We start from the raw sequence: 26,236 nt of genomic DNA on the forward strand, positions 1-26,236 counted from the left end.
CGCGCGCGGTCGGCGATGCGGCCTCATTGCCCGAGCCTTTCCAGCAGGGCCGGCACGTGCACCTGGTCCGCCTTGTAGTTTCCGGTCAGCACATACATCACCATGTTGGCCCCGGCGCGGAAGGCGATCTCGCGCTGGCGCGGCTCGCCGGGGGTGAGGGGCAGCAGCGGATCGCCGTTGCGCGAGACCGCCCAGGCGCCGGCCAGGTCGTTGGAGGTGATGATGACGGGGGAGACGCCGTCGCCGGCGCGGGCCGGGCGGTCCGCGTCGTCGTCGCGGGCGGTGGGCAGGGCCTCCACCCAGGTCGTGCCGCCGGTGAAGCGGCCTGGGAAGTCCTTGAGCAGGTAGAAGGCCTTGGTGAGCACGTGGTCGCGCGGCACCGGCTCCAGCTCGGGAATGTCGAGGCGGGAGAGGATCTCCTTCAGCCGGGCGCCCGCCGCGGTGAGCGGCGCGCCCGGGGCCCCGCCCGATTCGATGGCGTCGCGGGTGTCGAAGATCACCGTTCCGCCCTGCTTCATGTAGGCGTCGATGCGGGCGAGCACGGCCGGAGGCGGCACCTGCGTGTCGGGCAGGATCGGCCAGTAGAGCAGGGGGAAGAAGGCCAGCTCGTCCTTGGCGATATCCACCCCCATGGCCTCGCCCGCCTGCAGCGCCGTGCGCTGGCCGAGGAAGGTGGCGAGGCCGTCGAGGCCGGCGCGGGAGATGTCGTCCACCTCGCCAATGCCGGTGGCCACATAGGCGAAGCGCGTCTGCACCGTGGCCTTGAGGGCGAAGTCGGCATCGTCGGCGCGGGCGGGGGCGGGCCCCGCGGCGAGGCCGGCACCGAGGACGAAGGCCACGAGAACGGCCGCGGCGGCGCCGCGCTTCACGCCGCTCCCGGCCCCGGGGCCGCCCATGCGCGACAGGCCGCCGGCGAGGAACAGCACGGCGAGCGCGTCCAGCAGCAGCAGCCCCATGGCGCCGACGAGAATGCTGCCGCGCAGGTCGCGCGGCGCGCTGTCCTGCAGCGGCTCCACCCGGCCGCCGAGGGCGGAAAGGTCGAGGCGCTTCGGCCGGTCGTCCGGCAAAAGCGCGTTCACCGCCAGGAGCCCGTCGGGCGGGCCGTAGAAACCGGGGGGATGGTCGGCGCCGGCGCGGCCGGCATAATTGGAGGGCAGGGCATGCACGGTCGGGTCGGCGGGCCGGAAGGTGCCGAAGCCGTCCAGCACCCGTGCCGGGGGCAGGGCGGCCACGTCCGGCCGGTTGGCGGCGCGGGCGGCGGCGTCGGCCGGCGCGGCCTCGGCCGGGGGCGGGGCATCGGACAGGGCGATCACGCGGCGCAGCATTTCCACGAAGGTGCCGGACAGGGGCAGGTTGGACCAGGACGTGTCGCCGGTCACATGGAACAGCACCAGCGCGCCCTTGCCCCGCCGTACACCGGTGACCAGGGGGGTGCCGTCGGCCAGCGTCGCCCAGGTGCGTTCGCCCAGCGTCCCGTCCGGCTCGGCCAGCACCTGCCGGTTCACCGTCACGTCGTCGGGCAGGCGCACGTCGCGGAACGGCCCTTCGGGGGTGAGGGCGCCGAGCTTCTGCGGCGTCTCCCACGACAGGGAGCCGCCGAGCACGCGTCCGCCCCGCCGCAGCTTCACTGGCAACAGGTCGTCCTGCGCGTTGGCGAGGCGCGGGCCGGCGAAGCGGATGAGCACGCCGCCCTCCTCCACGAAGCGGGCGAGGCGGGTGCGGGTGGCGGGCGGGATGGTGCCCACGTCGGTCAGCACCAGCACCGGCAGGCGCTGCTCCAGGAAGCGATTGATGTTCTCCGTCGCCGACCCGCTCTCGGCCACCCTCAGGTCGGCGAACGGCCCGAGGGCGCGGGAGAGGTAGTAGGTCGGCGCGAGCAGGGGCTGGCCGGTGTCCGTGCTGGTGCCCGAGACGATGCCGACGGTCCTCCGCCGCCACCTTTTGTCGAGGAGCTGCACCGCACCGGCCGAGTGCTCGCCGGAAATCTCCAGCCGCGCCACCTCGTTGCGGATTTCCACCGGCATGTCGAAGCGGGCTTCCGTCTCGCTCGAGCCCTCGGGGAAGGTGAAGGGGACCTCGCCGAGGGAGAGGCCGCGCATGTCCCGCGCCGCCACCTGCCCGGCGCGGGGAGCGCCGCCGTCCGGGCGCAGCACCTTCACGGTGAGCGCCTCGGCGCCGTTGTCCGCCCCGGCCAAGGCGAGGGGGGCGGCGACGCCACCGCCCACCACCAGCAGCCGGCCGGCGCCGCCGAGGGCGGCGAAGCCCTGGGCGAGGTCCGGGTCGGCGCCGAGGTCCACGCCATCGCAGATGAACACGATGCCGGCCTCCGGCTCGCCGCCGAGCACCCGCTGGGCCAGCGCCAGGGCCTCGCGGCGGGCCGGCCCGTAGGGCACCGGCTCCAGCGAGCGCAGGCGATCGCGGGCGGCGGCGGGGGTGAGGAGGGTGGCGTCCCGCGGCACGTCGCCGGTGGGAATGAGGGCGACGCCGCGCCCGTTGGTTTCCGCTTCGTCGATCAGCGCGCCGGCGGCGTTGCGCCGGGCGTCCCAGCTCGCCGCCGCCGGCCAGCCCTGGTCGATGATCAGCACCAGCGGCCCGCCGCGCGCGGGCGCCGCCGCCGGCGGGTTCCAGATGGGTCCGGCCGCGGCGAGGATGATGAGCGCCGCCAGCAGCAGCCGCAGCGCGGTGAGCCACCACGGCGTGCGCGCCGCGCTCTCTTCCTTGGGCGCGATGCCGAGGAGCAGGCGCATGGGCGGGAAGGCCATTTCGCGCGGCTTCGGCGGCACCACGCGCAGCAGGAACCACAGCAGCGGCAAAGCGAGGAAGGCCGTGAGCAGCAGTGGGGCGGAAAAGGCGAGGGGGAGGCCGAACATCAGGCGGGACCTCGCGAGACAAAGGCGCGTCCGCCGCCCTTGGGCGCGGCGGACGCGGTGCCGCCGGCGCCCATGCGCATATGGAGGGCGAGCAGCAGCTCGCTCGCCGGGCGGTCGGTACGGTGCACGGTGAAGCTCCAGCCCAGCCGCTCGGCGGCGGCGCGGATGCGGGCGCGGTGCTCCACCAGCTTCAGGTCATAGTCGGCGCGCCAGCTTTCCGCCCGGCCGACGGTGAGCCGGTCGCCGCTCTCCGGTTCGCGGAACTCAATGCGGCCGGAGAAGGGGAAGGTCTCCTCCGCCGGATCCACGATCTGCACCAGATGGCCCTGCGCCCCGGAGGCCGCGAGCAGCTCGATGCGCTCCGCCACCTCCGACGCCGGGCTCCAGAAGTCGCCGAGCAGCACGATCTCCGACAAGGGCGAGGGGGCGAAGGGCGGCGGCAGGCTGGCCGGCAGGCGCGGGGCGAGCACCACCGATTCGGCCATGCGCTCGGCGATGCGGCGGTTGGCGGACGGGCGCATCATCTCCGGCATGCCCACGCGCTCGCCGCCCTTGACCAGCAGCTCGGCCAAAGCGAAGGCGATGATGAGGGCGCGCTCGCGCTTCGGTGCCTGCCCGCGGGAGGCATAGTCCATGGACGGGGACAGATCGGGCCAGATCCACACCGTGTGGGCCGCCTCCCATTCGCGCTCGCGCACATAAAGATGGTCGTCGCGCGCCGAGCGCCGCCAGTCCACGCGGTTGGCGGGCTCGCCGTCGATGAAGCGGCGGTACTGCCAGAAATTCTCGCCCGAGCCGGCGCGCCGGCGCCCGTGCAGTCCGTGCTGCACGGTGAGCGCGATGCGCCGCGCCTCCAGAACCAGGCGCGGCATGGCGGCGGCAAGGTCCGCGGCGGCAAGGGCGGCCTGCTCGACGGAGCGGTGCGCCGCGTCCGGCACCTGCGGCTGGCCGGCGCTCACCCGAGCCGCTCGGTGAGGCGACGGATGATGTGGGTGATGCTCTCCCCTTCCGCCCGCGCGGCGAAGGTGAGGGCCATGCGGTGCTTCAGCACCGGCTCGGCGAGGGCCACCACATCGTCCACGGAGGGCGCATAGCGCCCGTCAAGGAGCGCGCGGGCGCGCACGGCGAGCATCAGCGCCTGGCTGGCGCGCGGGCCGGGGCCCCAGGCGATGTAGCGCTGCTCGGGACCCTCGGCGCCGGGACGGGCGGAACGCACGAGCGTGAGGATCGCCTCCACCACCGATTCGCCCACCGGCAGGCGGCGCACCAGCCGCTGGGCGGCGACGAGGTCGTCCACGCTCATGGCGGCGCGGGGCTTCTGCTCCTCGGCCGAGGTGGTCTCGAACAGGATCTTCCGCTCCGCGTCGCGGTCCGGATAGTCCACGTCGATCTCCATCAGGAAGCGGTCGAGCTGCGCCTCGGGCAGGGGATAGGTCCCCTCCTGCTCCAGCGGGTTCTGGGTGGCGAGCACGTGGAAGGGCCGGGGCAGATCGTGCCGCTCGCCGGCCACCGTCACATGGTATTCCTGCATGGCCTGGAGCAGGGCGGACTGGGTGCGCGGCGAGGCGCGGTTGATCTCGTCCGCCATCAGCAGCTGGGCGAAGATGGGGCCCTTGATGAAGCGGAAGGCCCGCCGTCCGCCGGCGGCCTCCTCCAGCACCTCGGCGCCGAGGATGTCGGAGGGCATCAGGTCCGGCGTGAACTGGACGCGGCGGGCATCGAGGCCCAGCACCGTGCCCATGGTTTCCACCAGCTTGGTCTTGGCGAGGCCCGGCACACCCACGAGCAGAGCGTGGCCGCCGGCCAGGATGGTGATGAGCGCTCGCTCGACCACCGCCTCCTGGCCGAAGATGACGGCGGAGATGGCGGTACGCGCACCTTTCACATGGGCCGCGGCGGCTTCCGCATTGCGGATGATCATTTCGTCGAGGTCGAACGTCTCGCCGGCAGCCGACATCTGCATCTCCTTAACGCCCAAACGCCCGGGCTCGCGCCTTCGGGACAGGCTTGCCGCGAAAAGCGGCAATAAAACGCCCCGACGCGGATCCGGCCCCACTCCCCGGATGAGGCCTTGCAAACGACACGCCACCCGGACACAGAGCTTACGATAAGATTGCACTGCGTCGAACCCTGCGCGGTGGTGCCGGCTGGGGACGGTGCTCACGTCATCGCGAGGCCTGCGACGGGTTCGCGCGGCGCGGCAGGCGACAACGCACAGGGAGGGACAACGAGATGGCCGGAACCAACGCCGCTCCACCTCCGCCGGGCGGGCCCGCGCCGGGCCGGCTTGATGCGCTGATGGACGCCGTGCGGGCCGCGGGCGGGCGTGGGCCGGCGCCGGTGGACCGCTGGAATCCCCCCGATTGTGGCGACATCGACATCCGCATCAAGGCCGACGGCTCCTGGTTCTACATGGGCACGCCCATCGCCCGCCCGGCGCTGGTGCGCCTGTTCGCCTCGGTGCTGGCGCGGGAGGGCGCGCGCTTCGTGCTGAAGACGCCGGTGGAGAAGATCGGTATCACGGTAGACGACGCCCCCTTCCTCGCCGTGGAGATGGCGGTGGAGGATGCGGCGGAGGGCCGCACCCCGAACGGGCGCACCCTTGTTTTCCGCACCAATCTCGACGACCTGGTGCGCTGCGGCCCCGGCCACGACCTGCGCTTCGCGCCGGGCGCCGGGGAGGGCGAGGTGGTGCCCTATCTGCACGTACGCCACGGGCTGGAGGCGCGCCTCACCCGCGCCGTGCATCTCGACCTGATGGAAGAGGGGGAGGTGCGCGAGGAGGGCGGCGTCCCCATGTTCGGAGTTGCCTCCGCCGGCCGCTTCTACGCCATCCTGCCGGCCGCCGGCCTGGGTCTCAGCGAATGACGCGTGTGTCCGAAGCGGCCGATGCGGCGCCCGGCGAGGAGGCGCCCGGCACGGGCGCGTTCAGCCTCGAAACGTTCATGGCCCGCGCCCGCGCGCGGCTCGCGTCCGCCCCGCCGCCTTATTATTCGGAAGCGGCCTTTCCGGGCCTCAATGGCGACCACGCCTTGCAGTCGGAGCAGCAGAGCCTCGTGCCGTCGAAGCCGCCGCGCCATGCCGCCGTACTGGTTCCGGTGGTGGCGCGCCCCGAGCCGGCGGTGCTCCTCACCCTGCGCTCGCCGCACCTGAGCCACCATGCGGGGCAGATCGCCTTTCCCGGTGGCCGGGTCGATCCCGGCGATCGCGACGAGCTGGACGCCGCTCTGCGCGAGGCGCGGGAAGAGGTAGGGCTTGAGGCCGGCCTCGTGGAGCCCCTCGGCTACCTGGACGGCTATCTCTCTGGCACCGGCTTCTGGATCGTGCCCGTGGTGGGCCTCGTGGATCCCGCCTACCGCCTCACCCTCAACCCGGCCGAGGTCGAGGAGGCGTTCGAGGTGCCGCTGTCCTTCCTCATGAGCCCGCGCAACCACGAGCGCCAGTCGCGCGAATGGCAGGGCACGCTGCGTCACTTCTATGCCATGCCGTATGAGGGTCGAAACATCTGGGGCGCCACCGCCGGCATGCTCCGCATGCTTTACGAGAGGGTCTACGCCTGATGCTGCGCAGCGTTGTCATCGAGCTCGGCCTGTTTCTCACGCCGTTCGTGCTCTACGCGGCGCTTTTGTTCGCCACCAAGGGCTCGGTGGTGCCGGAGCACTGGTCGGCGAAGGCCCTCGCCGGGGTGGCCACGGCGGCGGTGGCGCTGGCCGTCGTCGGGCTGTTCCTGTTCGAGCACGGCCGGACGGCCCCGCCGGGCAGCCGCTACGTGCCGGCGCAGACCAGGGACGGCGTCTTCGTGCCGGGCCATTTCGAATGACCTCCTCGATCGCGGGGGCCGCCTTCTGGGCCACGCCCGGCCTCGCCGAGGTGCTGGGCCTGCTGAACGCCGGCGACGAGGAGGCGCGGGTGGTCGGCGGCGCCGTGCGCAACAGCCTGCTCAACCTGCCGGTGATCGACGTGGACATCGCCACCACGGCCCTGCCGCAGGAGGTGGTCGAGCGCGCGCGCCGGGCCGGCATGAAGCCGGTGCCCACCGGCATCGCGCACGGCACGGTGACGGTGGTCGCCGGGCACCACGCCTTCGAGGTCACCACCCTTCGCGAGGACATGGAAACGGACGGGCGGCGCGCAGTGGTGCGCTTCGGGCGGGACTGGCGGCATGACGCCGAGCGGCGCGACTTCACCCTCAATGCCCTCTACGCCACGGCGGACGGCACGGTGGTGGACCTCGTGGGCGGCCTTTCTGACCTCGCGGCGCGGCGGGTGCGCTTCATCGGCGACGCGCAGGCCCGCATTCGCGAGGACTATCTGCGCATCCTGCGCCTGTTCCGCTTCCACGCCTCCTATGGCGTGGGCGAGGTGGACCCGACCGCCCTGAGCGCGGCCGTCCGCCTGCGCGCCGGGCTGCTCGGCCTGTCGCGGGAGCGCATTCGCGCGGAGACGATGAAGCTGCTGGTGGCGCCCGGCGCCGCCCCGACCCTTGCCACCATGAGCGAGAGCGGCTTGCTGCAGATGCTGCTCGGCGGCATCGGCGACGTGAAAGCCTTCGCCCGGCTGGCCGGGCTGGAGGCGTCCCTCGGCCTGCGGCCCGACCCCACGCGTCGCCTCGCGGCGCTGGCGCTGCGCGTCAGCGTCGATGTCGAGCGGCTGCGCGCGCATCTGCGCCTGTCCAATGCGGAGACGCGGCGTCTCTTCGCCCTCGCCGGGCCGGTGCCGCCCTTGCCGGACGTCCAGTCGGTGAAGGCCTTCCTCTACGCCGGGGGCGTCGAGGCGGGGCGTGACCGGGTGTTGCTGGCGGCCGCGCACGGGCGCTGCGATCCCGCCGCCGCGGCGCGGGTCGTCGAGGCCGCGGCGACATGGGACCTCCCGCGCCCGCCCTTCACCGCCGCCGACCTCATCGCGCGGGGCCTCAAGCCGGGCCCGGGGCTGGGCGCGGCGCTGCGCTGGGCGGAGCAGGCCTGGATCGACGCCGGCTTTCCCACCGGGGAACCAGCGGTCTCAGCCCTGCTGGAGAAGGCGGCACGGCAAGGCTGACCAGATTGGCTCAGTCCTCGTCCGCCTCGTCCTCGTCCTCGTCGTCTTCCTCGTCGAAATCGGCGACTTCGAGCTTGTCGAGGGCGACGGCCGGCAACACCCGGTCCCGGAACTCGCTCAGCTCCTCCGCGAACCAGATGACCGACACGCCCTCACCCGCCGTCGAGACGACGGTGAGGGCGGGGCTGCCGGACTTGAGCTGGACGATGTCGCCGGGTGCGAAGGCCATGGCTGTCTCTCCCCGCAGCGGACGAGGGCTGCGCTGCGGAGAGGCTTAGCCGGGGATCATGACGATCCCGTCACAGCCAGCCGCAGAAAGTTCAGGACGCCCGGCGGCGTGTTGAGCTCGCGCACGCGTTCCACCTGTATGAGGCCCAGCATGGAGATGCCGTTGAGGCGCTGGACGTTGTTGTCGAGTTTTTGCTTCAGCTTTTCGATGTCGAGCGCCGCGGCCTGCATGTCTGCATCACCAGAGAGTCCGGCCCACACGCGGACGGCCTCGATCTGATCATGTATTTGACGGAAGCAATAATTATACACGATGAGATGATGCTTTATGCTGCGCCAGTCCACATCGAATGAATCGAATTTTTCAACGCCGAGGAGCTTTTCATCGGGGAAATGAGGCATGCTTCTTTTACTCAGGCAGTCAAAGTCGGCCCGCTTGAGCTTGCCGTAGCTTAACGGATCACGGGAGCCGCCCGTGGCGGCCGTGAAGTCGCGGGATTTCGGGTCGGATGCCCAGTCGAGGTGACGCTGGACGTCGAACAGCAGGGAATCCATCTTCTGCCGCAAGGCCAGCCGCTGTTCCTCGTACAAGGGATAGATATCGGCGCCGCGCTTGCGCAAAAACTTCAACTGCTGCGGATTTGCGGGGCTTGTCGCGCTGTCGTAAGTGAAGAACAGCGTCTCCTGGAGGGTCTGCGCCTTCGCCAGATCCGCCGCCAGCGTGTTGAATGTATGCGTGGCGATTTTGAAATCGTCGGCATTGCGAGCCAGTTGCTGTTCGACAAGCCATCTCGAATATTGGAAGACAGTGCCAAACAGCGCTGCCAACAAGGCCCCGACGATCCCGATGACGCCGATGTCCTTGAGCCTGTCGGCGAATGTCTTCTTCGGCGACGGCGGCTGAACCAGTTCGATCCGGAATGTCCGAGGCCGCTCCTGCCCGTCGAGTTGCGTTGCCATTGTGTCCCCCCGATGCCGCACGCATCACGCATATTGCGCATATGCGGCCTCAGGTTGCATCCCCCGAACGGGGATATTCAGGCGCGGGACTGCGGCCTGCGTCCGGGCCGAGGGCTTTACGGCCACTTCACCACGGGCGGCATGGAGGAAAGGATGGAATCCACGTTCCCCCGGTCTTCAAGCCGAAGATGGTGCCGCGGTCGTAGAGCAGGTTGAACTCCACGTAGCGCCCGCGCCGCACCAGCTGTTCCTCGCGGTCCTCGGCGGTCCAGGGGGTGGCCATGTTGGCGGCGACGATCCGCGGATAGGCGTCGAGGAAGGCGAGGCCCACCTCGCGGGTGAAGGCGAAGTCGTCCGCCCATGTGCCCGTCCCGGCGCCGGCGCTGTCGAGATAGTCGTAGAAGATGCCGCCGATGCCGCGCATCTCGCCCCGATGCTTCAGGAAGAAGTAGTCGTCGCACCACGCCTTGTAGCGCTCGTATTCCGCCACCTTGTGCGCCGCGCAGGCGGCCTGCATGGCGGCGTGGAAGGCGAGGGTGTCCGCGTCCTCCTGGGTCCGGCGCCGGGAGAGCACGGGGGTGAGGTCCGCGCCGCCGCCGAACCAGGCCTTGGTGGTGACCACGAAGCGCGTGTTCATGTGCACCGCCGGCACATGCGGGTTCGCCATGTGGGCGATGAGCGAGATGCCGGATGCCCAGAAGCGCGGGTCCTCGGCGGCGCCGGGGATCTGGCCGCGGAATTCCGGGGCGAACTCGCCGAACACGGTGGAGGTGTGCACGCCCACCTTCTCGAACAGCCGCCCGCGCATGAGCGCCATGGTGCCGCCGCCGCCCGGCGCGCCCGTATGGTCGGTGCGCGCCCAGGCGGTGCGCTCGAAGCGGCCGGCGTCGCCGGCGTAGAGCGCCGGGTCGGCCTTGTCCTCCAGCGCCTCGAAGGCCGCGATGATGCGGCCCTGGAGGGTCTCGAACCAGGCCCGCGCCTCGGCACGGCGCGCGTCGAGCAGGGCATCGCCGGTCGGCGGATGGGCGGAACCGGCGCCGGCCGCTTCCGCGGCGGGAGGGACGGCATCGGGGGTGGCAGCGGTGGACATGGAAGGCTCCGCTTCGTTCGCTCTTGTCGCGTGGCGCATTTCGCGTGGCGCGTTCTTGGCGTGTGGCGCGGGCTTCTACCGCCTCGGTGCGGCGGAAGAAAGCCGGCGCATCAGCCGGGCAGGCCGCCGGTCTGCCGCAGCGCCTCGGCCAGCGCGATGCCCGCGCTCACCGCCACGTTGAGGGAGCGCGCCTCCGCCCGGATGGGAATGCGAACCCGCGCGTCCGCCGCCGCGTGCACCGCCTCGGGCACTCCGGCCGATTCCCGCCCGAACAGCAGCAGGTCACCGGGGTGGAAGCGGAAGTCGGGCAGTGGCGTCGCACCGGTGGTGGTGAACAGCACAAGGCGCCGGCCCTCGGTCCGCCGCTCGGCGTCGAAGGTCGCGAACGAAACATGCCGCCGCCAGGTCACCTGGTCGATATAGTCCATGCCGGCGCGCCGGAAGCCCGCATCACCCACGGGAAAGCCCGCGGGCTCGATGATGTGGACCTCCACGCCGAAGCAGGCGCCGACGCGCAGGATGGTGCCGGCATTCTGCGCGATGTCGGGACAATACAGGGCAATGCGCAAGGTCATGCTGCGGGCCGCGGCGGATGCCGAGCCCGCAGGACCGCCCCTCAGTTGCAGGTCATGGTCGACATGGTGGGGCTCAGCGGCAGCAGCGTCAAGGTCACCGATGTGGGGTTGGTCAAGGCGATGTTGCTGCTGCGGGCGCATACGTCGTCATAGGCGAAGGTGTAGGCACCCTGGTTGATGGAGAAGGCGTGGATGGTGCTGGAGTAAAGGTTCTGCGGCGGCAGCGTGTAGGGGATGACGCCCTGGCACGTGGAGAGGGAATTCGTGGTGGTGTTGAGGAAGGTCGAGCGCAGGAACGCCGCCTGGATGTATTTTTGCAGGCTTGGCACCGGCCCGGCGGGACCGCTCGCGGGCGGTGCGCCGTTCTGCCAGACATAGGTCGAGCTCGGCTTGTTGAAGACGTTGGCCGGGTTCCCATTGTTGGGCTTCAGGACGATCTGGTTGTTCTGCACCGTCCCGGTATAGAGGGCGCCATTGTCCCCCTTGATCGTGAACGTTTTACCGGGCTTCGCGAAGGTCGCGAAAACCTGGCTGATATAGTTGTCGAGGTAATTGTTGGGGAAATAATTGGGATGCGAGGTCGGCAGCACCATCGCCTTTTCCGGTACGAGGATGCGAATAGGACGCTTCTTGCTGTCGTAGACGACAAGTTTGTTCCACGGGGCCTTGGCCAGCCCCGGCAGCACGAGGGTGCTGGTGGATGCGTCCTTGAAGCCGGATGTGAGCGTCGTCGCCTTCCCGCCGGGCGTGCCGCTGAGGGACAGCGTCATGGGGATGCTCAGGGCGTCCACCTGGGTCGTGTCGATATCCATCGACGTGGTGCCGCCGGACGGGACCCAGTCGAATTCGGCGAAGTCCAGGACGGTGTAGAAGTTCTTGTCGGTGGGCACCCAGGTGGCCGGGGTGTTGGGGGCGATCTGCGGGGGCGTATCGCCGGTCTTGCTGGCGGTCGTCCAGGCGGGGGCGCAGAAGGAAACGTAAATCCGCCCAGAGTTGATCTGCGGGATCTTGAAACTATAGCTCTGCGCCGTTGTCGAAAAACCGTAGTCCGTCGGCGTCGGGTTGACCGCGAATTGTTTAATGTTCCCGTTCGCATCGCTGTAGATATGAACGGTCGGATCCCGCGGACTCCGGCCAAGGACAGTAATATACATCTTGCCCTTGATGCCGGTCTTGTTGACAATCGTGACCGGGAGTGTCTGGGCGTTCGCCGCAGGCGCAAGGCCCGTACAGGCAGCTACCGCCGCGAGGACGGTTGCTCCCAAGATCCGCGTATGCATGTGTCCCCCCTGCATTGGCTGGCCCGTAACGCCGGTTTGTTCCCGCTTTTCGGGGTCCGGGCGGAGCCGACCTAAGGTAATGCGAACGCAGGCACTAAGCGCGCAGGCACGCTAGCGCGCGGCTTCGGCCGGAGCAATGCTTGACCTTGACCATTGGGTTGCCTGCGAGCCTTCCGGACGGATGCCTCCGGCCCCGCGCCATGCCACACAGGCCGTAGACGTGCCGGCGGGAGTGCCTGGACCCGAAAACGTCGTGGAACAGGACCGCGTGCCGCATCGCCATGATCTGGACAAGATGGGTCGGGGGTGCAATTAGAGGCGCTTGAAAGTGGCGGCTCGCGGGTCCACGCGGCCGCCGCGTCTGTGTGCGGCTTGCGCTCCAAGGGGGTTCGGGGCGCGCGCTGCGAGGACAACAGATCGGGGACTGCGCCGTGGCACATACGGAGACGTCGGACACGACGACGCGTCGGGACTTCCTCTATATCGCGACCGGCGCCGTGGGCGCGGTCGGGGCCGCCGCCATGGTGTGGCCCTTCATCTCCCAGCTGCAGCCTGACGCCTCGGTGCTCGCGCTCTCCACCACGGAAGTGGACATCTCGCCCATCGCGGAAGGCCAGATCGTCACCGTGCAGTGGCGCGGCAAGCCCATTTTCATTTCCCACCGCACTCCGGCGGAGATCAAGGCGGCGCAGGACGTGCCCCTCTCGGCGCTGCCGGACCCGCAGCCCGACCAGGACCGCGTGAAGGCGGGCAAGGACCAGTGGCTGGTGGTGATCGGCATCTGCACCCATCTCGGCTGCGTGCCGCTCGGTCACCAGGGCCAGTACAACGGCTGGTTCTGCCCCTGCCACGGCTCGGTCTACGACACGTCCGGCCGCATCCGGCAGGGACCGGCGCCGCTCAACCTTGCGCTCCCGCCCTACAATTTCGTCTCCGACAGCAAGATCGTGATCGGCTGAGGCTCGATCGTCGCCGCTTTCAAAAAGGTTGGACCCATGGAAGGACATTCCACTTACCAGCCCAAGGGGAAGGTCGCGCAGTGGTTCGAGAGCCGCTTGCCGATCGTTGGGCTGATTCATTCTTCGGCGGTCGCCTATCCGGTGCCGAAGAACCTCAACTACATGTGGACCTTCGGCGCGATCCTGACCTTCATGCTGGTCTGCCAGATCGTTTCCGGCGTGGTGCTCGCCATGCACTACGTGGCCTACGGGCCGGTGGCCTTCGCCCGCGTCGAGCACATCATGCGCGACGTGAGCTACGGCTGGCTCATCCGCTACATCCACGCCAACGGCGCGTCGATGTTCTTCATCGCGGTTTACATCCACATGTTCCGCGGCATGTATTACGGGTCCTACAAGGCGCCGCGCGAGGTGCTGTGGATTCTCGGCGTGATCATCTACCTGCTGATGATGGCGACGGGCTTCATGGGCTACGTGCTGCCGTGGGGGCAGATGTCCTTCTGGGGCGCCACCGTCATCACCAACCTGTTCTCGGCCATCCCCTGGGTCGGCGAGACCATCGTGCAGTGGCTGTGGGGCGGCTATTCGGTGGGTGATCCCACGCTGAACCGCTTCTTCTCCCTGCACTACCTGCTGCCCTTCATGATCGCGGGCGTGGTCGGCCTCCATATCTGGGCGCTGCACCACGTGGGCCAGAACAATCCGGACGGCCTCGACATCAAGAGCGTGGCCAAGGACACGGTGCCCTTCACCCCCTACGCGACCATCAAGGACACCTTCGCCATGGTGGTGTTCCTGATCTTCTTCTCCTGGTTCATCTTCTACATCCCGAACTATCTCGGCCACTCGGACAACTACATCCCGGCCAATCCGCTCTCGACGCCGGCGCACATCGTGCCCGAATGGTACTACCTGCCGTTCTACGCGATCCTGCGCTCGATCCCGGACAAGCTCGGTGGCGTGCTCGCCATGTTCGGGGCCATCGTGGTGCTGGCCTTCCTGCCCTGGCTGGATACCTCCAAGGTGCGCTCGGCCAAGTACCGTCCGCTGTTCCGTCAGTTCTTCTGGGTCTTCGTGGTGGTGGCGGTCGGCCTCGGCTATCTCGGCTCGCAGCCGGCCGAGGGCGGCTACGTGATCGTCTCGCGCATCTTCACGGCCTACTATTTCATCCACTTCCTCATCATCCTGCCGCTGCTCGGCCTGTTCGAGCGTCCCAAGCCGCTGCCGGCCTCCATCGCGGATGCCGTCCTCGCCAAGGGGGCCAAGGGCGGTGCGGCGGTCGCCGGGGCGGCTGGCCCCGGGACCCATTGAGCCGGGCGCGGAGAGAACAGCAATGACCATTCGTAGCAGTCTCTTCGGTGCCGTCGCGGCGGCGTTCCTCCTCGCGGGGGCCGGTGCGCCGGCGCTCGCCGCGGAAGGCGGCGGCCACGACAACCGCCCGCACCGTCTGTCCTGGTCGTTCGCCGGCCCGTTCGGCATGTATGACCCGGCCCAGCTCCAGCGCGGGTTCAAGGTGTTCAAGGAAGTGTGCGCGGCGTGCCACTCCGCGAACTACCTGTACTTCCGCAACCTCACCCAGGAGGGCGGCCCGCGCTTCACCGAGGCCCAGGCCAAGCAGGTGGCGGGCGAGTACCAGATCACCGACGGGCCGAACGATTCGGGCGACATGTTCCAGCGTCCCGGCCGCCTCTCCGACCACTGGCCGGCGCCGTTCCCCAACGACAACGCCGCCCGCGCCGCGAACGGCGGGGCGCTGCCGCCGGACTTCTCCGTGCTGGCCAAGGCCCGCTCCTATCACGTGGGTTTCCCGGGCTTCATCACCGACGCGTTCATCCAATACCAGGAGCATGGCGTGGACTACATCCACGCGCTGCTTACCGGCTACGCCGATGCGCCCGCCGATGTGCACCTGCAGCCCGGCTTGCAGTACAATAAGTATTTTCCGGGCAACCAGATCGCCATGCCGAAGCCGATCAGCGACGGCCAGGTGGAATACACCGACGGCGCGCCGCAGACGGTCGACCAGTATGCGAGCGACGTCTCCGCCTTCATGATGTGGATGGCCGAGCCCCACCTCGATTCGCGCAAGCGCATCGGCTTCCAGGTGATGATCTTCCTCATCGTCCTGTCGGGCCTGCTCTACTTCACCAAGAAGAAGATCTGGTCGAAGGTCGATCACTGAGGGAACGGATTTCCCCGCGATGAAGGGCCCTCCGGGGCCCTTTTTCATGTCGGCCTCATCCGGACAGGCGCCTCGGCGCGCACCGTGTCGCCCGCTTTGGCGCCGGCCCATATGGCCGGGCGGCTGCAGCCGCTATTTCCCGGCCCACGGATCGTAGGTGCCGAAGCTCCACAGGTGCCCGCCGGGGTCGCGCGCCGAATATTCGCGCGCGCCGTAGGAGGTCTGCGCCAGCGGCCGGACGATCTCGGCCCCCGCCGCCTGCGCCCGCGCATAATGGGCGTCGATGTCGTCCACCCGCACATAAAGCCCCATGGGCGTGGTGCTCCAGGGGTTGGCGGGATCGGCGCTGCCGGAGCCGAGCATGACGAGGCCGTCGCCGCTCGTCAGCTCGGCGTGGGCGAGCGCGCCGTCGGGCCCGTCATGGACCGCCTGGGGCGCGAACCCGAAGGCGCGCTCCAGCCAGGCGATGGCGGCATGTCCGTCGGCGTAGCGCAAAGCGGGGAAAATCGGGCTTCGCGCCCTGCTGCTGTCGGTCATCGGCTCCTCCCGGGCATCGCCCTTGAAGCGGACGACATGGCATGAACGTGCTTTTCCTCCCGCGGATCCACCCCGATGGGTTTGCGCGCGCAGCGGCGACGGCTGGCGGCGGGCCCCGCGACCTCGCGCGGACCGGGGGTGTTTCCCTGATTCCGTGGCGCGGCGAAACGCTCTATGGAAACGCAGGCCTTCCCCGGAGCCCGCCATGACCCCTGCCGACTTCGCCGCCAGCATCCGCACCATTGCCGATTATCCCAAGCCGGGCATCCTGTTCCGCGACATCACCACCCTGCTCGGCGACGCCCGCGCCTTCCGTCGGGCGGTGGATGAGCTGGTGCAGCCCTGGGCCGGGGCGAAGATCGACAAGGTGGCGGGCATCGAGGCGCGGGGCTTCATCCTCGGCGGGGCGGTGGCGCACCAGCTTTCGGCCGGCTTCGTCCCCATCCGCAAGAAAGGCAAGCTCCCCCACCAGACCGTGCGCATGGCCTACGCCCTCGAATACGGCGAGGACGAGATCGAGATGCACGTGGACGCCATCGTCCCCGGCCAAAGGGTGCTGCTGGTGGACGACCTCGTCGCCACCGGCGGCACGGCCCTCGGCGCGGTGAAGCTGCTCCAGACCTGCGGCGCGGTGGTGGAGGCCGCCTGCTTCATCGTCGACCTGCCCGACCTCGGGGGCTCGCAGAAACTGCGGCAGGCCGGGGTCGCGGTGCGCACCCTGGTCGACTTTCCCGGTCATTGAACGGCGGGCCGGGCTTCAGGTCACATCTTCCGACTGCCGTGTGCGCCACTGGATGGCGTCCCGCGGCACCAGCAGCTTGAGGGCGCCGGGCGCGATGGCGTAGCGCAGGGGCAGGGTTTCGCGCTCCACTTCCCCGTCGGTCGCCACCCATGCCCGGCGGCGCCGGGCATGGATGGTCACGCGCTGGGCGGTAAAGGCATGGATGCCCGGCTTGTCCCGCCACGCGTTCACCAGCACCTCCGCCCCGGTCTTCAGGCGCGCCAGCGTGCCCCGCTCCTCGGCGACCAGGACCTCGAGCAGCCCGCCGTCGAGCCGGGAGCGGTGCCAGCCCGGTGCGTCGAAGGGGTTGACGGTGACGAGGGCGGCATAGGCCTCGATGGGCTCGCGGGCGCCGGCCACCTCCACCTCGAGCGAGAAGCGCCCGGAGCGCATCAGTGCCTTGCCGAGGGCGAGGAACCAGCCGACGACGCGCCCCTGCCGCTCCCGCACCTGCTCGCGGGCGAGGGCCATCTGGCTGAAGAAGCCGACGCCGGAGACGCCGTGGAAGGGCCGGCCGTTCAGCGTGCCCACGTCGACACGCATGGGCCGGGCGTCGTGCAAGGCCGCCAGCGCCCCGGGGAGATCGCGCGGCAGGCCGATATCGTAGGCGAGCAGGTTCATGGTGCCGAGCGGCAGCACGCCGAGGGTCACCTCGGTATTGGCGAGGACCGAGGCGGCGTAGGACACGGTGCCGTCGCCCGCGCCCACCACCACGGTGTCGTAGCCCTCCCGCGGGGCCGAAGCGATGGCCCGGGCGAGGGCCTCGCCTTCCTCCACCACCACCTCCACGTCCAGATCGTGCCGGGCGAGGGCGCCGTCCACGGTCCGGCGGACCCGCTCCGGCCCCAGGTCGCGGACCGTTCCGGCTTTGGCATTGAGTACGACCCGCATTCGCTGCATCGTGGCGCCCTCCAGATCGGCTCAAGCTTCCGCGCGGCCGGACGGTTCCCGCAGCAGGGAGCCGGGCGGGCCGGCGGAACCCCCTCCGAGGATACGAATCATGGCCGCTGCCCCTTCGGGAGCAAAGACATCCTCCATCCTGCGCCTGCGCGCGGGCCTTCTGCTGCTTGTCACCTCCATCGTCCTGTGCGGGGCCGGAGGCCATTTCGTGGCGCGCCAGTTCGGCCTCGGCCTGGGCTGGGCGATTCTCCTCGCGGTGGTCATCTGGGTGGCGGTGGGCATGCTGCTGGCGCGCCTCGACACCCGCATCTATTACGCGGCCGCGGTGATGGTGACGGCGCTGCTCGGCTATCTTGTCTACGATTTCAGCGCCTCGGCGATCGGATGGTCCTCCGGCGTGTCGCTGGTCCTGGCCGCGGTCGCCATCATCGTCCTCGGCTTCACCTTCTACGACTTCCGTCAACTCAAGCGCGAGCTAAGGCTATGGGCCTACCGAAAGTAGAGTTTTCGGCCGCTGGGCGTCGCGGTTAGCCCTTGCCGGCGCTTGACTTTCCCAGGGCCGCGTTCCAAGTGCGCTAGGGTAGCGGAGGGTGGCACGTTCGGTGTCGCCGCTGGCGGTCCGCTCCTCTCGCGTCGCCCGCGCCATCGGCGGCGACCGCAGCGCGGACGGTCGGCCCCATGCGGAGGGCGAAGGGGGAGACGCGGGATCAGACATGTCCGAAGGGCGCCTCTACATCTTCACGGGTCCCACGGTTTCGCTGATCGTCGCCATCGTATTCCTGCTGGTGTGGTTGTACCAGAAGGAGCGCCGCCATGTCCTGTATTTCGCCGCCGCCTTCGTCGCCTATGCCGCGGCGGCGCTCTCGCAGATCCTGCAGATCCCGCCCGATATTGGCCAGAACACCATGGTTTCGGCCATCATCTACACATTCTCCATCTTCTGCCTGGTGGAGGGAGTGCTCGCGCGGTTTGAAAAGAGCGGTGCCGGACCCCTGCTTTTCAGCGTTGCCGGGTGCATCCTGCTCCTCCTGTACTATTTCTTCTATTTCGACCGGAATCTCGTCGCGCGCATCTATGTGCAGAATTTCGGCTATGGCCTGATTTTCCTCGTCGCCGCGGCGCAGATCGGCGTCATCCGCAGGCGGCCGTGGCGCGAGCAGGTGCTGTTCTGGACCATCGTGCTGTTCGGCCTGCATTTCTTCGTGCGGACGATCCTGACCATGCGCGTGTCGAGCCGCATTTATGAGCTGGACCAGATGCGCCAGGCCGGCGCGGACACGCAGGCGCTCGCCGCCGCCTTCCGGGAAAGTCCCTTCTGGCAGGTGCTCAACTTCACCATGCTGGTCAGCGCCTTCGCCGTCGCCATCATCCTGCTCGCGACCATCGCCCTGGACGTGATCGAAGACCTCAAGCGCCAGGGCGCCGTCGATCCGCTCACCGGCCTCGCCAACCGCCGGGGCTTCGACCAGCTGGCGGCGGAGCGGATGGCGGACCGCAGCCTGGCACCGTTCTGCGTGGTCTATTGCGACCTCGACCATTTCAAGTCCATCAACGACACCTACGGGCATCTGGCCGGCGACAGGGTGCTGCAGGCGTTCGGAAAGCTGCTCGCCGCCGAGGTCGGCCACCATGACGTGGCGGCGCGGCTGGGCGGCGAGGAGTTCGTGGTGCTGCTGGCGCGCAGCAACAAGGCCGGCGCGTCCCTGTTCGCCGAGCGGGTGCGGGCCGAGATGGACATCACCCGCTTCACCGCGCTGCCGCTGCACGTGAACGTGACGGCGAGCTTCGGGGTCGCGGAGGGCCGGCCGGAGGAAGACATGCTGGAGCTGCTCCAGCGCGCCGACGCGATGGTCTATGCGGCGAAGGCGGCCGGCCGCAACTGCGTGATCGTCGAGCGCGACGGCGGGGCTTGATCCAGATCAACGTGGACCGCGCAGGGGCTGCCTAACCTTCCGGAAAACACTCCGGGAGATTGAAATGCCTGCTGAAATCGCCATCGTCGTCACCGGCGTGGTCCTCGCCTTCGGGGGCTTCGCCCTCGTGCTCGCCTGGGCGGACCACTACACCCACTCCCACACCAAATCCTGATCCGCATCCTCCGGATCCCCATCGCGACGATTTCTCTCCACCGCGTTTCGCCTTAAACTCTGCCGCAGCGGAAGCGATCGTGAGGGAGGGGGAGTCCATGTCGAGTGGCGCGTGGGGCGGTGCCGCCGGAAGGCCGTGGCGCCTTCTTCTGGCGGCCGGCGGTGTCGTGGCGGCAGGGCTTCTCGGGGCGCCGCCTCCCGCCTTCGCCACGGCGACGCTGGACTGCAACGCCGACGACAAGTCCGTATCCTTCGAGGCCCATTCGGTGGTTTCGCATGGTCTTGCGGAGGGGTTCAGCAACTTTCGCGCCGTCCTCATCGTGAAGGCGAAGGGGGTGTCGGAGGATTTCGCCCGGCTCGAGCTGGATGGGGCGGCGCTCGCCCATCACTGGCTTTATGGCAAGGAGCTGAAGTTGCGCCTGTATCACGAGCGGACGGAAGGGCCGCACGGTTCCGTGGAACTGGTGGTCCAGACCCGCGGCGGGCGCGGCGACGACGATGGCGAATTCGGCGGCCGCTATCTGCTCACTCTCCTCGACGCGGGACAGGAGGGGAAACCCGGCAAGGAAATCACCCTCAGGGGCAAGGTGGCATGCTCGGTCGGCTGACGCCTGCTTTTGCGGGGCTCGCCATCCTCCTGGCGGCGGGGGAGGCTTCGGCTGCGCGGAAGCCCCCCCCCGCCCTTCGACTGCGCCGGCCCCTTCACGCAGAAGACGAGCCATGCGGCGCTTGTCCGCCACTTCGGCGCGCGGAACGTGGTGTTCAAGACCATTCCCGCCCCCGAGGGCGAGACGGTGAAGGCGACCGTGGTGTTCCAGCACGATGCGGCCCGGCGGGTCGAGATCGTCTGGCTGGACGAAGCGCGCCGGCGCCGGCCGGCGCAGATCTCCGTTTCCTCGAAAGGGCCCTGGCGCACGCCCGAGGGGCTCGCCGTCGGCTCCCGGCTGCAGGCGGTGGAGGCGGCCAACGGCAAGCCGTTCCTCCTCTACGGTTTCGGCTGGGATTACGGCGGCACGACCATCGGCTGGGAGGACGGCAAGCTGCAGCACAGGCCCTGCCGCCTGCTGCTGCGCTTCCAGCCCCGGGAGGGGGCCTATCCGGAGGAACTGGAGGGTGAACGCGAACTCCGCTCCGACCTGGAGGCGATGCGGACCGCCGATCCTGAGGTCTACGAGATGATCCTCATGTGGGATTGAGCGGGCGCGGTGCGGGCCCCTGTGGTAGAGGAAACCATGACCCCACCCGTCCGCCGCCCCGGCCGTCCGCGCGCCGCGTCGCCCGATGCCGCGTCGCCCGAAGCCGTGCCCGCCCCGGCCGCGCCCTTCTGGCGCACCACGCCGCTCGCCGCCATGAGCGCGGCGCAATGGGAGAGCCTGTGCGACGGCTGCGGCCGCTGCTGCCTGGTGAAGCTGGAGGACGAGGAGACGGAGGCCATCGCCTATACCGATGTCGCCTGCCGCCTGTTCGACGCCGGGACCTGCCGCTGCACCGATTACGAGAACCGCTCGGAGCAGGTGAGCGACTGCGTGCGGCTGACGCCGGAGACGGTGGAGGACATCGGCTGGCTGCCGCCCACCTGCGCCTATCGCCTGGTGCGGGATGGGGAGGACCTTCCCTTCTGGCATCCCCTCGTCTCCGGGGACCCGGCGAGCGTCGCTGCCGCGGGGGTGGCGGTGACGGGCAAGGTCGCGGGGCTGGAGACGCAGTTCGGGCTGTTCGAGCTGGTGGACCGCATCGTCTCCTGGCCGGCGCGCTGGCCGCGCGGCGCCCGGCAGGCGCGCAAGGGGGCGGGTGCGGCGGCGGGTGGGCCGAAGGCCCGCGCCCCGCGCGGGGCTGGGGAAGCGATCACAGCAAGGCCGATCCCGGAAGCCGGGGAGCCGGCGATGCCGCCGCGGCCCGGCAAGGCGGATCAGGCCGGATAGTCCCGACGCCGGCTACTCGGCGGCGGTCGAGCGCTTCTTGCCGCGGGTCTCCGTCGGCGCGGGCTCGATCAGGGCGCGGCACTCGTCGGCGGTCAAAGGCTCGCCGAAGACGACGCCCTGGCCGTATTCGCAGCCGAAGCGCGTCATCTCGCTCGCCTCGACTTCCTTTTCGAGCCCCTCCGCCATCACGTCCATGCCCAAGTCGTGGGCGAGGTCGATCATGGCGCCGACGATCACCGGCCGGGCGGCCCGGGCCGGGCCCTTGGCGGTGTCGCGCACGAAGCGCGGGTCGATCTTCACGCAGTCGAAGGGAAAGCGCTGGAGATAGGCGAGGGAGGAATAGCCGGTGCCGAAATCATCGAGGCACAGGCCGGCGCCCAGCTCGCGCATGCGCCCCAGCACCACGGCGGCGTATTCCGGATTTTCCATCACCAGGCTCTCGGTCACTTCCAGCTTGAGCGAGCCGGGGGCGACCGTGTTGCGGGCGAGGACGGATTTCAGGTCCTGGATCAGGTCGTGCCGCAGCAATTGCCGGGACGAGACGTTCACATGCATGAACAGCGGCGGGTCGACGCGCAGCAGGCGCTGCCACTGGCCGAGCTGGCGCGCCGCGCGGTCGAGCACGAACAGGCCGAGGTCGAGGATGAGGCCGGTTTCTTCGGCCAGCAGCAGGAACTCGGACGCCGCCAGCTCGCCGAGGCGCGGGTGGTTCCAGCGCATATAGGCTTCGAAGCCACCGATGGCCCGGTCGCCGAGGCGGACGATGGGCTGGTAGCGCACCGAGATCTGGTCCTTCTCCAGCGCCTCGCGCAGCTCGCCCTCCAGCACCACGCGGTCGATCTTCTGCTGGCGCATGGCGGGGCGGAACACCTCGATGCGGTCGCCACCGATGCGCTTGGCGTAGTACATGGCGAGCTCGGCGTCCTTGAGCACCTCGTCGCGCTTGGTCTGGTCTGGACCCGACAGCACGAGGCCGATGGAGGCGGTAACGAACACCTCCCGGTCGGCGAAGGCGATGGGCGCGCGCAGCGAGCGGCGCAGGGTGTCGGCGAAGGTGGTGATGCGCTCGGCGTCGCGCTCCGACAGGAGGATCATGCCGAACTGGTCGCCGGAGATGCGCGCCAGCGTGTCCTGCGGCTTCAGCAGGCGCATGAGGCGGCGGGCCACGGTGAGCAGGATGGAATCGGCCACCGCCATGCCCACCTGCACGTTGAGCTGCTTGAAGCGGTCGAGGTCGATCACCATCACCGTCGGCTTCACCTTCTCGTCGAGGCGGGCCATGGTCAGGGCCTGGTTCAGGCGATCGAGGAACAGCTCGCGGTTGGGCAGGCCGGTGAGGTTGTCGCGCACCGCGTCGTGCAGCAACCGCTCGGCGGCGATGCGCTCGCCGGTCACGTCGGTGAGGGTGCCGATGCAGCGCACCACCTCGCCGTCGGTGCCCACCACCGGGCGTGCCTTGAGGTTGAAGGTGAGGTAGTGGCCGTCGATGGCCCGGAGGCGGAAGTCCTGGTCGATGCGGCCGCGGCGCTGGTCGATGATGCCGTCGAGCGTCGCGCGGAAGCGGTCGCGGTCGGCGGGATGCAGCACTTCCAGCCAGCCGGCGGCCTCGGTCTCCAGCGAATGGCGCCTGAGGCCCAGCGCCTCCTCGGCCTCGGGGAGGTGTAGATGCGGTCCGTGTCCACATCCCAGTCCCACACGATGAGGCCGGACCCGGCCAGCGCCAAAGCGCGGCGCTCCAGCTCGGAGGTGGAGCCCTGGATGCCGCCGATGCCGGCGAAGGCGTGCTGCATCACGGTGAAGCCGATGAGCATCACGATCAGCACCAGGCCGCCGGACAGGGCCGGGGCGGCGAGGTCGTTGGTGACGAGCCCGGCCACGGTGAGCCCGGCCATCAGCACCCATACCAGCAGCAGCGACCAGGTGGGGATGATGAGCACGGCGCGGTCGAAGCCATGCTGCGACAGCCAGATCACCACGATGAAGCCGGCCACCGCCACCGACAGCAGGGACAGGCGGGCGATCCCCGCCGCCACCGGCGCGTCGAGCAGCGCCACCACCACCAGCGCGGCGAGAAAGGTGAGCCAGCCCGCCGCCACGTGCACATAGCGCACATGCCAGCGGTTGAGGTTGAGATAGGCGAACAGGAACACCAGCAGCGTCGCGGTCAGGACCGCCTCGCCCGCCGCCCGCCAGAACTGCTCGGCCAGGGGGGAGAGGCCGAACACCTTCGACCAGAAGGCGAAGTCGAGCCCGATATAGCCGAGCACCGCCCAGGCGAGGGCCGCCGCCGCCGGGAACATCACCGATCCCTTCACCACGAACAGGATGGTGAGGAACAAGGCGAGCAGGCCGGCGATGCCGATGACGATGCCGTGGTAGAGGGTGAAGGCGTTCACCCGGTCCTTGTAGGCGTCGGGCTCCCACAGCTGGAGCTGCGGCAGGTTCGGGCCGCCGAGCTCGGCCACGAAGGACACGGTGGAGCCGGGGTCGATGGTGATGAGGAAGACGTCGGCGTCCGGTGCGGTCTGCCGCTCCGGCTTGAAGCCCTGGCTGGCGGTGATGGCGACGATGCGGCGGTTGCCGAGATCGGGCCAGAACAGTCCGGAGCCCGACATGCGGTAGTGCGGCGCGACGATCAGCCGGTCCACCTGCTCGTCGGTGTTGTTGGACAGGGCAAAGGCGATCCAGTCGGCATGGCTGCGCCCGTCGGAGGTCGGCACCTCGATGCGGCGTACCACGCCTTCGGCATCGGGCGCGGCGGAGAGCTGGAAGCGCCCGTCGTCGGTGGCCTGGCGCTCCACCGCCGGCAAGAGGTCGGTGACCTTGGCGTCGAGGCGCAGGGCGATGGCCTCCATGGCCCGCGCGTCGCCGTTGGGCAGGAGGACGGCGAGGAGGAGGAGCACCGACAAGGCGAGGGCGCCAGCGAGGAACGACCGCAAATTCCTGGTCTCCGCACCCGGCATGGGGCCGGGCCGAGTTTCGATCACGAAAGCACCATGCCGCATGCGCGATGCGCGCGAACGAGACGCACATGAACCAACGGCATCGAACTCCAGCTTATCCGAAGCGGGCGGGCGCGTGAATCCGCCCGGGCCCGCCGAGAATGGAATCATCTAGCCAAGCGGCGAGGCCGGAGCAAGGCGGCACCACGGACGCATGCGCGGGGTTCCCAAACGAAAATGCGCGCCCGGGGGCGCGCATTCGGGGCGGCCGGGCGCCTCCCGCAACGTCAGAAGAAGCGACGGGCCGGGTCGCGGTCGTCCCCGGCGAGGGGGGCGGGTTCACGCGCGAGCCGCGCGGCTTCCTCGCGGCGCACATATTCGGAGAAGGGGTCGAGCACCTCTTCCTCCACCTGGGCGGCCACCGCCTCCAGCGCCTGCGCCGGCGCGTGGGCATGCACCGGGGGAGGAACGTGCGGGGCGACCGGGGGCTGCGGCCGGGCGACGACGGGACGCGCCTCCTCGACCGGCACCGCGTGGTCGGAATCGGTGGTGCGGGTGGCCTTGGCGTCGAGCCAGGGCAGGGGATAGGGGGACGCGATGTAGGCGATCCCGTCATCCTGTTCCCAGGCGATCATGTAGACCGCCTCTTCGGCGGGCATGCCCGGCAGGGAGAACATCTGCGGCAGGTCGCGGGCGGTGCCGCTCCAGCCCAGGGTATGCGCCAGCTGAAAGGCCTCGTCGAGGAAGGCGGTCACCGCGGCGAGGCGGTCGGCACGCAGCGACTGGGCGAAATCGACATCGAGAAGGCGGCGGAGATAGGACTCCACGCTGTCGCCCGTGGCCCACTGGGCGCCACTGGCGAACTGATAGACGTACACGCGCGGACTTTCCATCACGCAGCTCCAAACACGTCAAGAGAGCCGCCCTCTTAGCAAAAAGCTTCCGCAAACACAAAAGCGGCTGCCCGCTCGCGCGGCAGGACGCTTAAGCATCCGTCACCATGCTGCCGCCGCCAGGGCGCGAACGTGGCTCGGAATGCACGCATGAGGATATGCCCCGGCCTGTCCCGCGGCAGGCGGCCGATGGCGCGGCCTGCCGGGGCCGGAGGCCAGAGCGTCGGCCTGAACCGGTCGTGACGAAGGCGAGGCAGGAGATGGATCCGGCGCCCACGTCCTCGGGGCGAGGCGCCGGCGGATGCGCGCTGTGGTGGTGAAGTCGGTGTGTCGGGCCTGTTGGAGGGGGCGGCGACGCCTTCTCGGTTGCGCCGCGGCGCGCGACGCTGTTGTTTCGCGGCGGAACGCGGCGGAAGAAGCCAAGAAGAAAGGGTGCCCATGGCGAAATCCCCCATCGTGAAGCTGAAGGACCTGGCGCTGACCCCGCAGGTCGCCGGCGCCGGCTTCGAGGCGCATCTGGCGTCCATTGCCGCCCCGCTCGGGGCCCGGCGCCTCGGGGCGCGCTACGTGGAGGTGCCGGCAGGCCGGAAGGCGTGGCCCCTGCACTGCCATCATGCCAATGACGAGCTCTTCGTCATCCTCTCCGGGGCCGGGCGCCTGCGCTTCGGCGCGGAGACGTTCGCGGTGGCGGAGGGCGACGTGGTGGTCTGTCCCGCCGGTGGTCCCGAGACCGCCCACCAGCTCATCGCCGACGACGCGGGGCCGCTGCGCTACCTGGCGGTGAGCACCATGAACGAGCCGGACGTGATGGAATATCCCGACAGCGGCAAGGTCACGGTCTTTGCCGGCGCCGCCCCCGGCGGCAACAAGGCCGCGCGGCGCTTCGAGGGCACCTTCCGCAGCGACAGCCGCGTCGGCTACTGGGAGGGCGAGACCTGAGCGGGTCTCCCGCCCGCCGTTTCGGGCCGCCGACCGCATGAGGGGATGAGCCGC

Annotated in this window: 24 protein-coding genes and 2 pseudogenes; 14 read left to right on the plus strand and 12 right to left on the minus strand. The window is 69.6% G+C overall.

What is annotated here, in order from left to right:
- Window positions 1-23: 23 nt before the first annotated feature.
- From EZH22_RS11425 to EZH22_RS11435, 3 genes are read right to left on the minus strand one after another with little or no spacing between them, the layout of a single operon-like run.
- Complete coding sequence (locus tag EZH22_RS11425) at window positions 24-2,870, minus strand: DUF4159 domain-containing protein (RefSeq protein WP_203195738.1); 2,847 nt, start codon at window positions 2,868-2,870, stop codon at window positions 24-26.
- Entirely contained in the window at window positions 2,870-3,829 is a 960-nt protein-coding gene (locus EZH22_RS11430; RefSeq protein WP_408647692.1) for a DUF58 domain-containing protein, read from the minus strand. Before EZH22_RS11430 ends, EZH22_RS11425 begins: the two co-directional genes overlap by 1 nt.
- Window positions 3,826-4,791, minus strand: a complete 966-nt coding sequence (locus tag EZH22_RS11435) for an AAA family ATPase (protein ID WP_408647729.1) — start codon at window positions 4,789-4,791, stop codon at window positions 3,826-3,828. Before EZH22_RS11435 ends, EZH22_RS11430 begins: the two co-directional genes overlap by 4 nt.
- Window positions 4,792-5,102: 311 nt before the next feature.
- On the opposite strand from EZH22_RS11435, the gene EZH22_RS11440 reads away from it, so the two are divergent.
- From EZH22_RS11440 to EZH22_RS11455, 4 genes are read left to right on the plus strand one after another with little or no spacing between them, the layout of a single operon-like run.
- Window positions 5,103-5,738, plus strand: a complete 636-nt coding sequence (locus EZH22_RS11440) for a DUF1285 domain-containing protein (RefSeq protein ID WP_203195740.1) — start codon at window positions 5,103-5,105, stop codon at window positions 5,736-5,738.
- A complete protein-coding gene (locus EZH22_RS11445; protein WP_203195741.1) occupies window positions 5,735-6,430 on the plus strand; it encodes a CoA pyrophosphatase in 696 nt (231 codons plus the stop codon). Before EZH22_RS11440 ends, EZH22_RS11445 begins: the two co-directional genes overlap by 4 nt.
- A complete protein-coding gene (locus EZH22_RS11450; protein ID WP_203195742.1) occupies window positions 6,430-6,690 on the plus strand; it encodes a DUF6111 family protein in 261 nt (86 codons plus the stop codon). Before EZH22_RS11445 ends, EZH22_RS11450 begins: the two co-directional genes overlap by 1 nt.
- Window positions 6,687-7,907, plus strand: coding sequence for a CCA tRNA nucleotidyltransferase (locus EZH22_RS11455; protein ID WP_203195743.1), 1,221 nt, complete (start codon window positions 6,687-6,689; stop codon window positions 7,905-7,907). The genes EZH22_RS11450 and EZH22_RS11455 overlap by 4 nt, the downstream gene beginning before the upstream one ends.
- A 10-nt stretch (window positions 7,908-7,917) precedes the next feature.
- Here EZH22_RS11455 and EZH22_RS11460 read toward each other — a convergent pair whose 3' ends face one another.
- The 5 genes and pseudogenes from EZH22_RS11460 to EZH22_RS11480 all read right to left on the minus strand — a co-directional run bounded on the left by EZH22_RS11460 (window position 7,918) and on the right by EZH22_RS11480 (window position 12,040).
- Window positions 7,918-8,136, minus strand: coding sequence for a YodC family protein (locus EZH22_RS11460; RefSeq protein WP_203195744.1), 219 nt, complete (start codon window positions 8,134-8,136; stop codon window positions 7,918-7,920).
- A 56-nt stretch (window positions 8,137-8,192) separates the two neighbouring features.
- The gene (locus EZH22_RS11465) at window positions 8,193-9,095 is read right to left on the minus strand and encodes a hypothetical protein (protein ID WP_203195745.1); all 903 of its coding nucleotides are present in this window, start codon (window positions 9,093-9,095) and stop codon (window positions 8,193-8,195) included.
- Window positions 9,096-9,211: 116 nt separating this feature from the next.
- Window positions 9,212-10,224 (minus strand): annotated as a pseudogene (hemF, locus tag EZH22_RS11470) (oxygen-dependent coproporphyrinogen oxidase).
- Window positions 10,225-10,295: 71 nt separating this feature from the next.
- Window positions 10,296-10,760, minus strand: a complete 465-nt coding sequence (locus EZH22_RS11475) for a tRNA (cytidine(34)-2'-O)-methyltransferase (protein ID WP_203195746.1) — start codon at window positions 10,758-10,760, stop codon at window positions 10,296-10,298.
- Window positions 10,761-10,801: 41 nt separating this feature from the next.
- Window positions 10,802-12,040: a glycoside hydrolase family 64 protein gene (locus EZH22_RS11480; protein WP_203195747.1), complete on the minus strand. Its 1,239-nt coding sequence runs from the start codon at window positions 12,038-12,040 to the stop codon at window positions 10,802-10,804.
- A 431-nt stretch (window positions 12,041-12,471) separates the two neighbouring features.
- Here EZH22_RS11480 and petA point away from each other — a divergent pair, with 431 nt between their 5' ends.
- The 3 genes from petA to EZH22_RS11495 are packed head-to-tail and all read left to right on the plus strand — an operon-like array spanning window position 12,472 to window position 15,181.
- On the plus strand, window positions 12,472-12,999 hold the full coding sequence (gene petA, locus EZH22_RS11485; RefSeq protein ID WP_203195748.1) for a ubiquinol-cytochrome c reductase iron-sulfur subunit: 528 nt from the start codon (window positions 12,472-12,474) through the stop codon (window positions 12,997-12,999).
- Between the two features lie 36 nt (window positions 13,000-13,035).
- A complete protein-coding gene (locus EZH22_RS11490; protein WP_203195749.1) occupies window positions 13,036-14,310 on the plus strand; it encodes a cytochrome b in 1,275 nt (424 codons plus the stop codon).
- A 22-nt stretch (window positions 14,311-14,332) separates the two neighbouring features.
- On the plus strand, window positions 14,333-15,181 hold the full coding sequence (locus EZH22_RS11495; RefSeq protein WP_203195750.1) for a cytochrome c1: 849 nt from the start codon (window positions 14,333-14,335) through the stop codon (window positions 15,179-15,181).
- A gap of 132 nt (window positions 15,182-15,313) precedes the next feature.
- Here the strand turns inward: EZH22_RS11495 and EZH22_RS11500 are convergent, their stop codons facing one another.
- On the minus strand, window positions 15,314-15,718 hold the full coding sequence (locus tag EZH22_RS11500) for a VOC family protein (RefSeq protein ID WP_203195751.1): 405 nt from the start codon (window positions 15,716-15,718) through the stop codon (window positions 15,314-15,316).
- Between the two features lie 205 nt (window positions 15,719-15,923).
- Here EZH22_RS11500 and EZH22_RS11505 point away from each other — a divergent pair, with 205 nt between their 5' ends.
- On the plus strand, window positions 15,924-16,460 hold the full coding sequence (locus tag EZH22_RS11505; protein WP_203195752.1) for an adenine phosphoribosyltransferase: 537 nt from the start codon (window positions 15,924-15,926) through the stop codon (window positions 16,458-16,460).
- Window positions 16,461-16,475: 15 nt separating this feature from the next.
- Here EZH22_RS11505 and EZH22_RS11510 read toward each other — a convergent pair whose 3' ends face one another.
- The gene (locus tag EZH22_RS11510) at window positions 16,476-17,390 is read right to left on the minus strand and encodes a diacylglycerol/lipid kinase family protein (RefSeq protein ID WP_231711425.1); all 915 of its coding nucleotides are present in this window, start codon (window positions 17,388-17,390) and stop codon (window positions 16,476-16,478) included.
- Window positions 17,391-17,499: 109 nt separating this feature from the next.
- Here EZH22_RS11510 and EZH22_RS11515 point away from each other — a divergent pair, with 109 nt between their 5' ends.
- The 5 genes from EZH22_RS11515 (at window position 17,500) to EZH22_RS32610 (ending at window position 21,408) form a co-directional block, all read left to right on the plus strand.
- The gene (locus tag EZH22_RS11515; RefSeq protein ID WP_203195754.1) at window positions 17,500-17,901 is read left to right on the plus strand and encodes a hypothetical protein; all 402 of its coding nucleotides are present in this window, start codon (window positions 17,500-17,502) and stop codon (window positions 17,899-17,901) included.
- 88 nt (window positions 17,902-17,989) lie between these two features.
- A complete protein-coding gene (locus EZH22_RS11520) occupies window positions 17,990-19,312 on the plus strand; it encodes a GGDEF domain-containing protein (RefSeq protein ID WP_231711426.1) in 1,323 nt (440 codons plus the stop codon).
- A 272-nt stretch (window positions 19,313-19,584) separates the two neighbouring features.
- Window positions 19,585-20,094, plus strand: coding sequence for a hypothetical protein (locus EZH22_RS11525; protein ID WP_203195755.1), 510 nt, complete (start codon window positions 19,585-19,587; stop codon window positions 20,092-20,094).
- A gap of 147 nt (window positions 20,095-20,241) precedes the next feature.
- Window positions 20,242-20,682: a hypothetical protein gene (locus EZH22_RS11530; RefSeq protein ID WP_203195756.1), complete on the plus strand. Its 441-nt coding sequence runs from the start codon at window positions 20,242-20,244 to the stop codon at window positions 20,680-20,682.
- A gap of 36 nt (window positions 20,683-20,718) precedes the next feature.
- Complete coding sequence (locus EZH22_RS32610; protein WP_203195757.1) at window positions 20,719-21,408, plus strand: YcgN family cysteine cluster protein; 690 nt, start codon at window positions 20,719-20,721, stop codon at window positions 21,406-21,408.
- 12 nt (window positions 21,409-21,420) lie between these two features.
- Here EZH22_RS32610 and EZH22_RS11540 read toward each other — a convergent pair.
- Together EZH22_RS11540 and EZH22_RS11545 are read right to left on the minus strand one after the other, a co-directional pair.
- Window positions 21,421-24,371 (minus strand): annotated as a pseudogene (locus EZH22_RS11540) (EAL domain-containing protein).
- A gap of 266 nt (window positions 24,372-24,637) precedes the next feature.
- On the minus strand, window positions 24,638-25,243 hold the full coding sequence (locus EZH22_RS11545; protein ID WP_203195758.1) for a hypothetical protein: 606 nt from the start codon (window positions 25,241-25,243) through the stop codon (window positions 24,638-24,640).
- Window positions 25,244-25,681: 438 nt separating this feature from the next.
- Here EZH22_RS11545 and EZH22_RS11550 point away from each other — a divergent pair, with 438 nt between their 5' ends.
- A complete protein-coding gene (locus tag EZH22_RS11550) occupies window positions 25,682-26,182 on the plus strand; it encodes a cupin domain-containing protein (RefSeq protein ID WP_203195759.1) in 501 nt (166 codons plus the stop codon).
- Window positions 26,183-26,236: the final 54 nt, after the last annotated feature.

The sequence above is a fragment of the Xanthobacter dioxanivorans genome, from assembly GCF_016807805.1.
GTDB lineage: Bacteria > Pseudomonadota > Alphaproteobacteria > Rhizobiales > Xanthobacteraceae > Xanthobacter > Xanthobacter dioxanivorans.

What these genes read in the sequence shown, in the direction of transcription:
- EZH22_RS11510 (WP_231711425.1), bottom strand. Translation starts at nt 17,390, where the DNA reads ATGCGGGTCGTACTCAATGCCAAAGCCGGAACGGTCCGCGACCTGGGG.
- EZH22_RS11515 (WP_203195754.1), top strand. Translation starts at nt 17,500, where the DNA reads ATGGCCGCTGCCCCTTCGGGAGCAAAGACATCCTCCATCCTGCGCCTG.
- EZH22_RS11435 (WP_408647729.1), bottom strand. Translation starts at nt 4,791, where the DNA reads ATGATCATCCGCAATGCGGAAGCCGCCGCGGCCCATGTGAAAGGTGCG.
- EZH22_RS11440 (WP_203195740.1), top strand. Translation starts at nt 5,103, where the DNA reads ATGGCCGGAACCAACGCCGCTCCACCTCCGCCGGGCGGGCCCGCGCCG.
- EZH22_RS11490 (WP_203195749.1), top strand. Translation starts at nt 13,036, where the DNA reads ATGGAAGGACATTCCACTTACCAGCCCAAGGGGAAGGTCGCGCAGTGG.
- EZH22_RS11525 (WP_203195755.1), top strand. Translation starts at nt 19,585, where the DNA reads ATGTCGAGTGGCGCGTGGGGCGGTGCCGCCGGAAGGCCGTGGCGCCTT.
- EZH22_RS11425 (WP_203195738.1), bottom strand. Translation starts at nt 2,870, where the DNA reads ATGTTCGGCCTCCCCCTCGCCTTTTCCGCCCCACTGCTGCTCACGGCC.
- EZH22_RS11450 (WP_203195742.1), top strand. Translation starts at nt 6,430, where the DNA reads ATGCTGCGCAGCGTTGTCATCGAGCTCGGCCTGTTTCTCACGCCGTTC.
- EZH22_RS11495 (WP_203195750.1), top strand. Translation starts at nt 14,333, where the DNA reads ATGACCATTCGTAGCAGTCTCTTCGGTGCCGTCGCGGCGGCGTTCCTC.
- EZH22_RS11445 (WP_203195741.1), top strand. Translation starts at nt 5,735, where the DNA reads ATGACGCGTGTGTCCGAAGCGGCCGATGCGGCGCCCGGCGAGGAGGCG.
- EZH22_RS32610 (WP_203195757.1), top strand. Translation starts at nt 20,719, where the DNA reads ATGACCCCACCCGTCCGCCGCCCCGGCCGTCCGCGCGCCGCGTCGCCC.
- EZH22_RS11545 (WP_203195758.1), bottom strand. Translation starts at nt 25,243, where the DNA reads ATGGAAAGTCCGCGCGTGTACGTCTATCAGTTCGCCAGTGGCGCCCAG.
- EZH22_RS11480 (WP_203195747.1), bottom strand. Translation starts at nt 12,040, where the DNA reads ATGCATACGCGGATCTTGGGAGCAACCGTCCTCGCGGCGGTAGCTGCC.
- EZH22_RS11500 (WP_203195751.1), bottom strand. Translation starts at nt 15,718, where the DNA reads ATGACCGACAGCAGCAGGGCGCGAAGCCCGATTTTCCCCGCTTTGCGC.
- EZH22_RS11505 (WP_203195752.1), top strand. Translation starts at nt 15,924, where the DNA reads ATGACCCCTGCCGACTTCGCCGCCAGCATCCGCACCATTGCCGATTAT.
- EZH22_RS11460 (WP_203195744.1), bottom strand. Translation starts at nt 8,136, where the DNA reads ATGGCCTTCGCACCCGGCGACATCGTCCAGCTCAAGTCCGGCAGCCCC.
- EZH22_RS11455 (WP_203195743.1), top strand. Translation starts at nt 6,687, where the DNA reads ATGACCTCCTCGATCGCGGGGGCCGCCTTCTGGGCCACGCCCGGCCTC.
- EZH22_RS11550 (WP_203195759.1), top strand. Translation starts at nt 25,682, where the DNA reads ATGGCGAAATCCCCCATCGTGAAGCTGAAGGACCTGGCGCTGACCCCG.
- EZH22_RS11475 (WP_203195746.1), bottom strand. Translation starts at nt 10,760, where the DNA reads ATGACCTTGCGCATTGCCCTGTATTGTCCCGACATCGCGCAGAATGCC.
- EZH22_RS11465 (WP_203195745.1), bottom strand. Translation starts at nt 9,095, where the DNA reads ATGGCAACGCAACTCGACGGGCAGGAGCGGCCTCGGACATTCCGGATC.